Below are 13272 nucleotides of genomic sequence, written 5' to 3' on the forward strand. Positions count from 1 at the left end.
TTTCAGTTTTAGGCGCCTTCGGTGCTTAATCTTCGCTGTCACTGTATTATTAGCGGCCTATCGTTCGGCTACTTTGCTTAATGATTCCCGAATAATTCAAGAAGTCCCATGGAACTGAATCCTCGCCGGGTCGCTATATTGGTGGCGGCCAATACGGCGTTAGCCCCGTTTGCGATTGATGCCTATCTGCCTGCGATCGGCATATTGGCCGACTCAATCGGTGCCAGCATTCACCATACGGAACTGTCCATTAGTGTGTTCTTGTTTGGTTTTGCGATTGGCCAGCTGTGTTTTGGTCCGCTTTCCGACCGGGTAGGGCGCAAGCCGGTATTGCTAGGTGGCTTAACGGTATTCATGTTGGCCAGTTTGATGATTACTACTGCCGATAGTTTAACCACGCTTTTACTTTGGCGGTTTGTACAAGCGTTGGGCGGCGGTGCCTGTGTGGTGAACTCGGCCGCGATAGTGCGCGACTGCTTCAGCGGGCGTGAGGCGGCGAAAGTGATGTCTACCATGGCTATGATCATGATGTTGGCGCCTTTGGCGGCCCCCGCCGTGGGCAGCCTGCTGCTACATGTCGCTGGCTGGTGGCTGATTTTCGTCTTTCTTGCCGTATATGCAGGTTTTTTACTATGGCTGTTAGGCACCCGACTTCCCGAAACCCGGGATATGACGTTACCGGCGGCGTCGCCCCGTCAGGTAATCAGAAACTACGCAAGCGTACTGTGCCATCGGGAAGGCATGGGTTATATCTGCGCCGTTGCTGCCTCGTTTGCAGGGCTTTTCGCTTTTGTCACCGCATCACCGTTTGTTTACCTTGATTACTTCGAGCTATCGCCCGGTATCTATCCGGTAGTATTTGGGGTGAATGTCGTGGTCATTGCGCTCTCCAATCGCGTCAATATCCATTTATTGCGCAAGCGCACGCCGCAACAAAATCTACGCCTGGGGTTAACGGTACAGCTTGTGGCGGCGCTGGCACTCGTGTTGGTGACGGCGCTGAATATGGCATCGCTTTATACCGTTGTGCCGTTGATTATGCTCTTTACGGGAATGATCGGTCTGATTACCCCCAATGCGATTTCGTCCCTGCTGGATCACTTTGGGCATATCAGCGCAACGGCCACTGCCCTATTGGGAGGCATTCAGTTTAGCTGTGGGGCGCTGGCAGGCTTTCTGGTCGGGGCATTTGAAGTGGCGCACCTGTGGCCAATGGTGCTGACCATGCTGGGTGCTTCCTTGCTTGGGAATGTGGGCGTGCGACTGCTAACGGTTAAACCTGCCCGTTATGTCTAGCTTTGTTTGGCAGCCTGACGCCGACAAGATTACCCATCGCCTTGATAGGCGCCTGCTTCAATACGCCTCCTTTGCGCTATGTACAGCAGCAGCCGGGCTGTTGCTGTAGATCGTTCGGACTCTTTGCCAAGATTTTTTTGACTGTCATATTTCTGCAATCGTTTGTGTGCAAACTCCTCTTTGTGAAAGGCCAGAAGGCCAATTTTTCGGTAAGCAGTGGCTGACCGGATATTAAAACCAAAGGGGAGCTCGACGTGAAAAAGCAGATGCTAAGTGTTGCAGTAGTAGCCGGTCTAGCCGCCAGTGTCTCAACCGCCGCCATGGCACGTGACACTATCCAGATTGCGGGTTCTTCTACCGTGCTGCCGTTTGCAAGTATCGTAGCGGAAGAGTTCGGTAATACTTACTCTGAGTTCAACACGCCGGTCGTTGGTTCTGGTGGTTCTAGCGGCGGTCTGCGCCAGTTCTGCCAAGGCGTTGGCGAAAACACTATTGATATCGCTAATGCTTCACGTCCAATCCGCAGCGGCGAAATCGAAAGCTGTGGCGAGAACGGCGTTAACGAAATTCTTGAAATCAAATTTGGCTATGACGGCATTGTATTCGCCTCGCGTCTTGACCGCGCCGAGTTTGCCTTGACGCCTGAGCACGTATTCAAAGCAGCCGCTGCACAGTTGCCGCAAGATGGCGAACTGGTTGATAACCCCTACACCCGCTGGTCTGAAATTGACTCAAGCCTCCCGGATCAGGAAATCGTTCTGGTAATTCCTGCCTCCAACCATGGCACCCGCGAAGTATTCGAAGAGAAAGTCGTGCACCCAGGCTGCGATACTGTGGCTGAAGTGGAAGACGACGCCTGTAACAACCTGCGTGGCGATGGCCGTATCGTAGAGATCGCAGGCGACTACACTGAAACGCTGGCCCGCCTGGATGCTCAGGAAGACGCGGTAGGTGTTTTCGGTCTGAGCTTCTATGACCAAAACCGTGACCGTCTACAGGTTGCAACCGTTGACGGCGTAACGCCAAGCCTGGAAACCATCGGTTCTGGCGAGTACCCGGTTTCTCGTCCGCTATTCTTTTACGTGAAGGGCGAGCACCTGGACGTGATTCCTGGCCTGGCTGAATACACTGAGTTCTTCCTGAATGAAATGATCTCTGGCTACGGCAGCCCGCTGGAAGACGCTGGCTTGATTCCTATGGATGAAGAAGAGCGCGCCGAAGCGCTAGAACAGTTTCAGTCACGCACGGTAGCCACTGCCGAGTAAGCTGAACGGTTCAGGTTTTCAAGTTAATTAGGTCTGTTTTACGCCAGCATCGAAGCGTTGATGCTGGCGTTTAAACGTAGGAAGTCATAGGCGGAGAAATAATGAGCAACCTTGCCTTGATAGCCACGCTGCTGGTAATGATGGCCTTGGCATACCACTTGGGCTTGACTCGCAGTCGCGCGGTTGCGGCAGAGCACGATGTACGGATGCATTCTCGGCCCGGTTATTATGGTGTGCTGGTAGCCCTTTGGTGTGGACTGCCCGCACTGGCCATCTTCTTGTTGTGGTCTTTTTTGGCGCCACAGTTAATCGATATGCTAGTCACTCAGCAGTTGCCAGTCGACTTGGTGGCAGGGCTTAGTGATCGTGAGTTACAAACCCTGTTGCGTCGTGTGACTGCATTGGCCAACGGACAGGGTGTGTCTGGTGGGGGAAGCTCTGAAGAGCTAGCCGCCGCGACACATATGGCAAGGCTGCAAACTATTGAGAACTTTAGTTTGGTCGCCTTGATGGCCGTACTGGTCGTGGTCGGCCTGATTGTTGCCCGGCGGCGCATCTCGCCTAGCTGGCGCGCCCGTAATCAGGTAGAGCGCGTTATCATGTTTGCTTTGGCGGCAAGCTCTGCCGTGGCCATCTTTACCACTATTGGCATTGTGCTTTCCATGCTGGGTGAGGCGCTGCGGTTTTTTAGCTTCATCAGCCCCGCAGAGTTCTTTTTTGGCACGGTCTGGAACCCCCGGTTCAGCACGGCGGGTACTTCAAGTCAGGGCGATTTTGGTTTACTGCCGCTTTTATGGGGAACGATGATGGTCAGTACCATCGCGCTCCTGGTCGCCATTCCTGTGGGCCTGATGACCGCTATTTACATGGCGGAATATGCACCCCCTTGGCTGCGTAACGTAGCCAAGCCAGTGATCGAAATTCTGGCGGGTATTCCGACCATTGTTTACGGCTTCTTTGCATTGATCGTAGTGGGGCCGTTCCTGTCCAGCGTCGGTGACCTGATCGGTATCAATATTCGCACGACCAGCGCGCTGACGGCGGGCCTGGTAATGGGGATCATGATTATTCCGTTCGTTTCCTCGCTTTCTGACGACATTATTACCCAGGTGCCTAAATCACTGCGCGATGGCGCGCTGGGCCTGGGGGCAACCAAATCAGAAACGATTCGTCAGGTGGTGCTACCTGCCGCACTTCCAGGCATTGTGGGCGCATTTTTGCTGGCGGCGAGCCGGGCGATTGGTGAAACCATGATCGTGGTATTGGCTGCGGGTAATAACCCCGTGCTGCATGCCAATCCTTTTGAGGCCGTTTCGACCATTACCGTCACGATCGTCAATCAGTTGACCGGGGATATGGACTTCGCAAGCCCGCAGTCGCTTGTCGCGTTCGCCTTGGGTCTTACCCTCTTCGTTATCACGCTGGGGTTAAACGTCATCGCACTGGTTGTCGTGCGTAAATACCGCCAGCAATACGAGTAAGTGACTATGTCCATATCGATTGAGCAGCGTCGTCAGCACCGGCTTATGACGATCGAAAAATCGCTGGCGAAGCGTCACCGCAAGGAGAACGTCTTCCGGCGCCTGGGTCTGATGGCGGTAATTACCGGCATGACGCTGGTGGCTATCCTGTTTGCCAGTATTCTTATGCGCGGTGTGCCCGCCTTTTGGCAGGCAACGTTTTATGTAGACGTATATTTTGACCCTGAAGTGATTGAGCTTGAGCCAAAACCTGAACGTGAAAGCGGTGAAAGCCAGTTTGCGTTTGATGAGCGTTACACACAGTGGATGACTAGAGCTGGCCTGGTGAACTGGCAAGCGATTATTGATCGCGCCGTTGAAGACGCGCTGGGTGAAGAGGTTGAGCCACGTCAGCTAAGAGATTTACGGGCCCTGGTCACCTCCGGCGAGCGTTATGCACTGCGTGACCGGTTTGTGGAAGACCCATCGCTGCTCGGCCAGACCGTTGAACTTAAGATGTTGGCAAGCGCAAACGTGGATGTGTGGATCAAAGGCAATATTGATCGTGACCTGCCCGATGCCCGTCAGCAGCTAAGTGCTCAAACCCGTGCCTGGGCCGACCAGCTTGATGAACAGGGCGTTATTCGTAATTCGTTTAGCACCTCGCTGTTTTTAAATACCGATTCCCGCAGTTCGCTGGCTTCGGCAGGCTTGGCTGGCGCCTTTATGGGCTCGCTATTTATGATGATGGTCGTCATTGCGTTGTCAGTGCCGCTGGGGGTCTCAAGCGCGATTTATCTGGAAGAGTTTGCGCCTAAAAATCGCCTGACCGACCTGATTGAAATCAACATCAATAACCTGGCGGCAGTGCCTTCTATCGTATTTGGTTTGCTGGGCGCATCGATATTTATCGGTTATTTACGTTTGCCCCTCTCGGCGCCATTGGTAGGTGGCTTGGTACTGACGCTGATGACGCTGCCGACTATTATTATCGCTACTCGCGCTTCACTGCGCTCAATCCCGCCGTCTATTCGTCAAGCGGCGTTGGGCATAGGGGCATCGCGGGTGCAAACGGTATTTCATCACGTGCTGCCGCTGGCATTGCCGGGCATTTTAACTGGCTCCATTCTAGGGGTTGCTCAGGCGCTGGGTGAAACGGCACCGCTACTGCTGATCGGTATGAACGCGTTTGTGGCTAACGTACCGGGCACACCGTTAGATCAATCAACCGCCTTGCCGGTACAGATTTACCTATGGCAGGGCAATGAGCTACGTAATTTCTTTGAAGCGCGCACGTCGGCAGCCATTATTGTGCTGCTAGGGTTAATGCTGAGCTTGAATGCGTTGGCGATTTGGTTGCGTAAAAAATTCGAAACGAGGTGGTAAGTGAATATTCCTGCACAGCCTATGGCAACATCTTCAGTAAGCGTTGGCGGCGGTGAAAGCCGCGTGAGCAAAGCCAAAGATAAAGTCAAAATGAACGCCGAGAATGTCAAAGTCTTCTACGGCGACGCTCAGGCGATTAACGGTATCGATCTGGATATCTATGAAAACGAAGTGCTGGCCTTTATCGGCCCTTCGGGCTGCGGTAAATCGACATTTTTACGTTGCTTGAACCGTATGAATGACACGATTGATATCTGTCGGGTTGAAGGCAAAATTACCCTGGATCAAAACGATATCTATGCACCTGATCGCGACGTGGTACTGCTTCGCGCCCAGGTAGGCATCGTATTCCAGAAGCCTAACCCGTTCCCCAAATCCATCTATGAAAATATTGCCTACGGACCGCGCTTGCATGGTTTGGCGCGCCGCAAGGCAGAGCTTGATGATATTGTCGAGAGCAGCCTGCGCCGCGCAGGACTTTGGGAAGAGGTAAAAGATCGCCTGGATAAGCCCGGCACGGGGCTTTCTGGTGGTCAGCAGCAGCGTTTATGTATTGCGCGTACCGTGGCGGTAAGCCCGGATATTATTCTGATGGATGAGCCTTGCTCTGCACTCGACCCCATTGCGACCGCGAAAGTAGAGCAGCTGATCGATGAGCTAAGCGAGAGCTATACCATCGTGATGGTTACCCATAATATGCAGCAGGCCGCCCGTGTTGCAGACCGCACCGCCTTCTTCCATATGGGCGACCTGGTGGAAGTGGATACCACGGATCAGATATTCACCAACCCTCAAGATCAGCGTACCCACGACTATATTACCGGACGCTTTGGGTAAGACGTCATTCGGCTCCTTACTCTTACCTTTGAACTTCGAAGAGTAGGGTAGCCTGACTAGGGCCAACGCCTTTCGGATAGAAAGGCGTTGGCTAGCACTTGGCGTATCAGTCTATCAGTTCAACCGCGACTGCCGTCGCTTCGCCTCCGCCAATACATAAGCTCGCAATGCCGCGTTTACCGCCTTTTGTGCGCAAGGCATGAATAAGGGTGGCAATAATTCGTGAGCCGGTTGAGCCAATCGGATGGCCTTGAGCACAAGCGCCACCAAACACGTTTACCTTTTCGTGCGGTAAGCCTAAATCATCCATTGCCATCAGCGTGACGATGGCAAAAGCTTCGTTGATTTCAAATAAGTCGACATCACTTACATCCCAGTCGAGCTTTTTCAACAGCTTTTCGATGGCGCCAACCGGGGCAATGGTAAATTCGCTCGGATGACGTGAGTGAGTGGCGTGGCCCAGCATTCTGGCCAGCGGCTTTGCGCCATGCCGGTCTGCCGCTGCCTGGCTTGCCAGTATGAGCGCTGAGGCGCCATCGGAGATCGAACTGGCATTGGCGGCAGTAATCGTGCCGTCTTTGGCGAAGGCCGGGCGCAGCTGGCGAATTTTATCCAGCTTGGCCTGAAAAGGCTGCTCGTCGTGCTCAACTCGCGTTTCGCCCTGGCGCGTGGATACCGTGACAGGCACCATTTCAGCCGCCAGATGGCCGGCATTCGTGGCTTCCATGGCGCGCTCAAGCGAGGCAATCGCGAAGTCGTCTAGGCGCTCGCGGCTATAGTCGCGCTGGGTCGCAATATCCTGGGCAAATACGCCCATCAGCTTGCCCGTTTCAGCATCTTCCAGGCCGTCTAAAAACATATGGTCTTTGAGTTCGCCATGGCCTAGCCGATAGCCGCCGCGTGCCTTGGTAAGCACATGGGGCGCGTTGGACATGGACTCCATACCCCCAGCCAGAAGAATTTCACCGCTTCCCGCTTTAATCAGGTCATGGGCGAGCATGGCGGCCTTCATGCCTGAGCCGCATAGTTTGTTGATCGTAGTGGCGCCGCAGGCATCCGGAATACCGGCCTGGCGCATGGCTTGACGGGCAGGCCCCTGTTTAACGCCAGCGGGCAGGACGCAGCCCATGATGCCTTCATCGATAACGTCTGGCGTAATGCCGGCACGTTCAATGGCGGCGCGGATCGCCGCCGCGCCTAGCTCAGGGGCGCTCATGCTGGATAAGCTACCCATCATGCCTCCCATTGGAGTCCGTGTGGCGGCAAGAAACACGATGTCGGTAGGGTTACTCATGATCTAACTCCTTTCAATTTATTATGATTATCAGGCTGAGTGGCAAGCGATGCGTTGACCCACTGGCGGGGCTGTGGTTTTCTCTGGGTAACCAAGCAAGCGCTAGTGTGAATTATATGAATGTAATGAATGCATCACCTCGCCGCAAGGAGCTAACGCGGCTGGCTGCTCAGCTATTTGTACAAGAAGGTTTTGATCGCACTACCGTGCGCATGCTGGCGCAGGAAATGGGAATTAAATCGGGCAGCCTGTTTCACCACTTTAAAGACAAGCAGGAAATTCTGGCCGCCGTCATTGAAGAGGGCACGCAGAATGCCCTGATGATCGCCCGTCAATCGATAGAGCGCTGCTCGGCTGACCCGGAAACCCGCTTGCGCGTCATGGCCCGTGCTCATCTGGAAACGCTGTTTGCGGATCGCAATGCGCATGTCGTCGCGCTTTTTGAATGGCGCCGGCTCGACCCGGCGGCCAGCGCGCATTTAAGCCATCTTCGAGATGCTTATGAAGCGCTTTGGGTACAGGTGATTGACGATGCGCTGGAGGCGGGGCTTATTCACGGTGATCGCTTTCTCGTCTCGCGGTTTGTGCTAGGGGCTTTGAACTGGACCGTACGCTGGTACGACCCTAACGGAGCGCGTACTCCGGATGACCTTGCCGATGAGCTGGTCGCCATGATCATGGCTCGCTAAAGCGTTACTCATTATTGATGCGCCGCTCTTGGCGAGTCTTACCTGTTTTTATTTTCCTCGACCAACGTATAAGCGTTAAAACGCTGTGGATAGCTTGCGCTTCCAGCGGATTGCTTTTAGCGTGTGAGTATCTCAAGGCTTCCGTTAACGTAAACTGAAAATAAAAAGTATAACGTAGAACGCTGCCTTCCTTCTGTATCAAGACTGCTCATTACCAACAACATAAGAGAGCCATCATGACAGAGATATCGGCATCACTTCCCGAGTATTCGGAGTACCTTAAACGTTTCTCAACTGATCAAATGATTGCCAGGTTAGATGACCGTCAGGACGGCAAGCTCAATGCCTTTGAAGCGTGCTGCGGCCGACATATTCGGGAAGGGCGTGGCGATGTGCTGGCGCTGGTACATGAAGATACTCAAGGGGTAACGCATACGTTGACGTATGCTGAGCTGGATCAACAAAGCTCCCACCTGGCTGGTTGGCTGCTCGCCCAAGGCCTGAAAGAGGGTGATCGCGTCGCCTGCATGTTGCCCCGCTCAGCGGCATTGCTAGTGGCCGTGCTGGCAACGTGGCGCATTGGTGCCGTTTATCAGCCGCTGTTTACGGCATTTGGCCCTGATGCGGTGGACTATCGGCTCGGCCGAGCCGACACCAAGCTGGTGATTACCGATCACGCTAACCGCTTTAAATTCGATGGTTTAAGCCAATGCCCGCCAATGCTCGCGGTAGGCGGTGCGACGCCTGAACATGCAGATGACCAGGACTGGCAGGCTGCCCTGGCGCATGCGTCCATGACGAGTGAACCCCCCAGGCTTGAGCCAGGTCAGCCTTTTTTGCAGATGTTCACCTCCGGAACCGTCGGGAAGCCCAAAGGCGTGGCCGTGCCCCTTTCGGCAATGACCGCCTTTGCGCTGTACATGGAACTTGCCATTGATCTGCGTAGCGACGACCGTTTCTGGAATATGGCAGACCCCGGCTGGGCCTATGGCCTCTACTATGCGATTGCCGGGCCGCTGCTGCTTGGTGTTACCACACATTTTTGTGAAGCAGGCTTTAGTGCCGAAGGCGCGCTCGATTTTATGAAGCGCCACCGGATTACCAACTTTGCCGCCGCGCCCACCGCCTATCGTTTAATGAAGGCTTCAGGCCTTTTCGACGATGCCCATCAAACCTTGGAACTGCGCGCGGCGAGTTCAGCCGGTGAGCCTCTTAATACAGAAGTTGTTACCTGGGTAGAAAGATCGCTGGGCTGCTTGGTAATGGACCACTATGGCCAAACCGAAACGGGAATGACCTGCAACAATCACCATACTCTTGAGCACCCTAAGCATGTTGGCGGGATGGGGGTGCCTCTACCTGGCTATCGCTTGGCGATTCTGGATGCGGAGTATAACGAGTTGCCTCCGGGGGAACCGGGTGTCCTGGCTGTTGATATTGCCAAGTCTCCTGCGCATTTTTTCCAAGGCTACACCTGGCAGGAAAAAGACCCCTTCGTGAAGGGCTATTACTTAACCGGTGATGTGGTGATTCGTAATCAGGATGGCTCGTTTCAATTTGCGGGCCGTGACGACGACATTATTACTACCGCTGGCTATCGGGTAGGACCTACTGATGTGGAGAACAGCGTAATGACTCACCCCGCCGTGGCGGAGTCGGCGGCCGTTGGTCAGCCGGATGATATTCGTGGTGAGGTCATTAAATCCTACATTGTGCTGCGCGATGGCTATGAGGCCAGTGATGCTCTGGCTGATGAAATTCGTCAGCAGGTACGGGAACGGCTATCGACCCATGCCTTCCCCCGCGTGATCGAGTTTGTGGAAGAGCTGCCTAAAACGCCTAGCGGTAAAATTCAGCGCTTCAAGCTGCGTGCTCAAGCGGCTGAGCAAGCCAGCCATAACAAATAATCAATTAAGGAAGAGTCATTATGCAGGTAAAGGAAGGCACGTTTTTGATAACCGGTGCCGCCTCGGGGCTAGGCGCTGCAACTGCTGAGCGGTTGGCGGCCGCTGGCGCCAAGGTGGTGCTCTGCGACTTAAATGACAGCGTCACCAGTCATGCCGCCAAGCTCGGCGAGCGAGCCAAAGCCTGTATGGCTGACATTACGTCTTCTGAACAAATGCAGCAGGCGTTCGATACCGCCGTTGCGTTCGGCGGACAGAGCGGGCTTTCCGGGGTTATTCACTGTGCTGGTGTGGTCAGTGTCGCCAAGCTGGTGGATCGCGAGGGCAATCCTGCTGATCTTGAAGCCTATGCGAAAACCATTCACATTAATTTGGTAGGCACCTTTAACGTTATGCGTTTAGCGGCTGCGGCAATGGCGAAAAATACACCAACGCAAAGCGGTGAGCGTGGGGTGATTATTAATACGGCCTCTATTGCCGCTTTTGATGGACAAGTGGGGCAGTGTGCTTACAGCGCTTCTAAAGCGGGCGTAGTAGGGATGAGCTTGCCCGCTGCTCGAGAGCTTTCCCGGCATGCAATCCGTGTCATGGCAATTGCACCAGGTGTGTTCGAAACGCCGATGATGAGTGAAATTCCCGATGAGGCCGCCCAGGCGCTCGCTGCCGCCGTGCCGTTTCCCAAGCGTCTGGGTAAGGCGGCTGAGTTTGCTCAGTTGGCCGAGCAGATTATTGTAAACCCGATGCTAAACGGAGAAGTAATTCGCCTGGATGGCGGTATCCGTATGCAGTAGCGGTATCCGTATCTGGTAATTATGCAGGGGTTGTTTAAACGAGAACTCGCCAGCGATTACGCTGGCGAGTTTTTTGCTTTTTAAGTGGCTACTCATCAGTACTTCGACCAAAGAATGAGCCAAATCGACGGTTAAATTCAAACGCTCGCTTGACTCGAAACGTGGGGAGCGCTAGTTTTCAAACATGTGTTTGAAAGCCGCTTCTAAACCTAGTGCTGCTTTCAGCCCCCAGCTTTGGAGAAGTGCGATGCCCAGTTATCAGGCCCCTCTACGTGATATGCGTTTCGTAATGGACGAGATGCTCGATTACCCTGCGCATTACGCCGCATTGCCCAGCGGTGACGATGCGTCGTCCGATGTAGTAAGCGCCATCTTGGAAGAAGGCGCGCGTTTTGCGCGTGATGTACTACTGCCCATTAATCAAAGTGGTGATGAAGAAGGCTGCCGGCTAGAAGCGGGGGAGGTCAAAGCACCTAACGGTTTTAAAGAGGCGTACCAGCAGTATGTTGAAGGTGGCTGGCCCAGCCTGGCGGCCGACCCTGAGCATGGGGGGCAGGGGCTCCCACCGTCATTGGCCATGATGCTTTCGGAAATGATCTGCGCGACCAACCTGGCCTGGGGTATGTATCCAGGGCTTTCGCATGGGGCGGCCGACGCACTGCGTCACCATGGTACGGATGAGCAGCAAAGCACCTATTTAACCAAGCTGGTTGAAGGGGTGTGGACTGGTACCATGTGTTTGACTGAGCCTCACTGTGGTACTGATCTAGGTCTGATCAAGACCCGTGCGGTGCCTGCTGATGGGGACGCTTATACGCTTACCGGTACCAAGATATTTATTTCGGCCGGTGAGCATGACCTGGCAGAAAATATCGTGCATCTGGTGTTGGCGAAACTGCCTGATGCACCAGAAGGCTCGAAAGGTATTTCGTTATTTGTGGTGCCCAAGTTCTTACCCGACGCCGACGGCAACCCCGGAAAGCGCAATGGCGTCACCTGTGGCTCCCTTGAGCACAAGATGGGGATTCATGGTAACGCAACGTGCGTGATGAACTTTGATGGCGCGACCGGCTATCTGGTAGGCACGCCCAATAAAGGGTTGGCGTGTATGTTTACCATGATGAACGCTGCGCGCCTGGGCGTGGGTATCCAGGGGCTTGGCTTGATTGAAGCCAGTTTCCAGAACTCGCTCAGTTACGCTCGCGACCGCCTGCAAATGCGTAGCCTTTCGGGTAAGCAGGCGCCAGAGAAGCCCGCTGATCCGATCATCGTCCACCCCGATGTACGCCGTATGCTGCTAACGCAAAAAGCCTTTGCCGAAGGCGGACGTATGCTGGTGCTGTATGCCGCCCAACTGTTGGATACGGTGGAGCATGGCAAGCCGGGTGAAGACAAAGAGCGTGCTGAAACTTTACTCGGACTACTAACGCCTATCGTTAAAGCTTTTTTAACCGAAGTCGGTTTTGAAAGCACTAATGAAGGCGTACAGATTTTTGGCGGCCACGGTTTTATTAAAGAGTGGGGGATGGAGCAGCTAGTGCGCGATGCGCGTATTACTCGTCTCTATGAAGGCACTACCGGCATCCAGGCGTTAGACCTGCTGGGGCGCAAGGTGCTTATGAGTCAGGGCGAGTCGCTTAAGGTATTCACCAAAGAGATTCACAAGTTCTGTAAAGCCGAAGCCGATAATCCTGCTCTTAAGGAATTTATTACGCCGTTGGCCAAGCTCAATGCCGAATGGGGTGAGCTGACCATGGGAATTGGTATGAAGGCGATGCAAGATCGTGAAGAGGTAGGTGCAGCAAGTGTCGACTACCTGATGTATTCCGGCTATGTAGCGCTTGCCTACCTGTTTGCCCGTGCCGCGAAGCAGGCATCCATGTCTCTTGAAGGCGATGACAAGGCGTTTTATGCCGCCAAGCTCAATACCGCACGTTTTTACTATCAGCGATTATTGCCGCGCACTAAAGCGCATGCGCAAATGATCCAGGCGGGTGCTACAAGTTTGATGGCCATCTCCAGCGAAGATTTCGGGCTGGGGTTTGAAATCTGATAGATAGCTAATGAATGACTAACAGTTACATGCTGTTAGTGAAGTACTGTTAACTAAGTACTCTGTTCGGTGGTTTGCGGCAGGCTCATTGTGTGGAGCATCTCCATAAAACGAGTCTTGCCGCTTTTTTTATGGGCTGAGTGAACTTTTCGAAATAGTGCTTGCCAAAGTCCTGGCGAATCCGTAAAGTACGCATCCGCTGCCGGGGACGCCAAGCGTTACCAGCGGTGAATGAAGGTGAAAACCTTCGGTTTGTCAGGAGGTTAGCGAGATTTACGCCGCTCACTTCACCCGCTA

At 53.9% G+C, this 13272-nt stretch carries 10 protein-coding genes; 9 read left to right on the forward strand and 1 reads right to left on the reverse strand.

Annotation, left to right across the window (positions count from 1 at the left end; translation table 11 throughout):
- Positions 1–108: 108 nt before the first annotated feature.
- From ACT3XD_RS13305 to pstB, 5 genes are all read left to right on the forward strand, one after another.
- Positions 109–1296: a multidrug effflux MFS transporter gene (locus ACT3XD_RS13305; protein ID WP_192539246.1), complete on the forward strand. Its 1188-nt coding sequence runs from the start codon at positions 109–111 to the stop codon at positions 1294–1296.
- A gap of 254 nt (positions 1297–1550) precedes the next feature.
- Positions 1551–2561, forward strand: a complete 1011-nt coding sequence (locus ACT3XD_RS13310; RefSeq protein WP_318782777.1) for a substrate-binding domain-containing protein — start codon at positions 1551–1553, stop codon at positions 2559–2561.
- A gap of 101 nt (positions 2562–2662) precedes the next feature.
- The gene (gene pstC / locus ACT3XD_RS13315; RefSeq protein ID WP_192539247.1) at positions 2663–4042 is read left to right on the forward strand and encodes a phosphate ABC transporter permease subunit PstC; all 1380 of its coding nucleotides are present in this window, start codon (positions 2663–2665) and stop codon (positions 4040–4042) included.
- Between the two features lie 6 nt (positions 4043–4048).
- Positions 4049–5407 carry a phosphate ABC transporter permease PstA gene (gene pstA / locus ACT3XD_RS13320; protein WP_192539248.1) on the forward strand — a complete coding sequence of 453 codons (1359 nt, stop codon included), beginning with the start codon at positions 4049–4051 and terminating at the stop codon, positions 5405–5407.
- A gap of 21 nt (positions 5408–5428) precedes the next feature.
- On the forward strand, positions 5429–6244 hold the full coding sequence (gene pstB / locus ACT3XD_RS13325) for a phosphate ABC transporter ATP-binding protein PstB (RefSeq protein WP_192539255.1): 816 nt from the start codon (positions 5429–5431) through the stop codon (positions 6242–6244).
- Positions 6245–6350: 106 nt separating this feature from the next.
- Here pstB and ACT3XD_RS13330 read toward each other — a convergent pair whose 3' ends face one another.
- Complete coding sequence (locus ACT3XD_RS13330; protein ID WP_192539249.1) at positions 6351–7538, reverse strand: acetyl-CoA C-acyltransferase; 1188 nt, start codon at positions 7536–7538, stop codon at positions 6351–6353.
- A gap of 125 nt (positions 7539–7663) precedes the next feature.
- On the opposite strand from ACT3XD_RS13330, the gene ACT3XD_RS13335 reads away from it, so the two are divergent.
- The 4 genes from ACT3XD_RS13335 (at position 7664) to ACT3XD_RS13350 (ending at position 12975) form a co-directional block, all read left to right on the forward strand.
- Entirely contained in the window at positions 7664–8227 is a 564-nt protein-coding gene (locus tag ACT3XD_RS13335; protein WP_192539250.1) for a TetR/AcrR family transcriptional regulator, read from the forward strand.
- A gap of 236 nt (positions 8228–8463) precedes the next feature.
- Positions 8464–10134 carry an AMP-binding protein gene (locus ACT3XD_RS13340; RefSeq protein WP_192539251.1) on the forward strand — a complete coding sequence of 557 codons (1671 nt, stop codon included), beginning with the start codon at positions 8464–8466 and terminating at the stop codon, positions 10132–10134.
- A gap of 20 nt (positions 10135–10154) precedes the next feature.
- Entirely contained in the window at positions 10155–10922 is a 768-nt protein-coding gene (locus ACT3XD_RS13345) for an SDR family NAD(P)-dependent oxidoreductase (protein WP_192539252.1), read from the forward strand.
- A gap of 247 nt (positions 10923–11169) precedes the next feature.
- The gene (locus tag ACT3XD_RS13350; RefSeq protein ID WP_192539253.1) at positions 11170–12975 is read left to right on the forward strand and encodes an acyl-CoA dehydrogenase C-terminal domain-containing protein; all 1806 of its coding nucleotides are present in this window, start codon (positions 11170–11172) and stop codon (positions 12973–12975) included.
- Positions 12976–13272 lie beyond the last annotated feature (297 nt).

Source organism: Halomonas sp. AOP7-B1-5 (genome assembly GCF_052353045.1).
GTDB classification, from domain to species: domain Bacteria; phylum Pseudomonadota; class Gammaproteobacteria; order Pseudomonadales; family Halomonadaceae; genus Vreelandella; species Vreelandella colorata.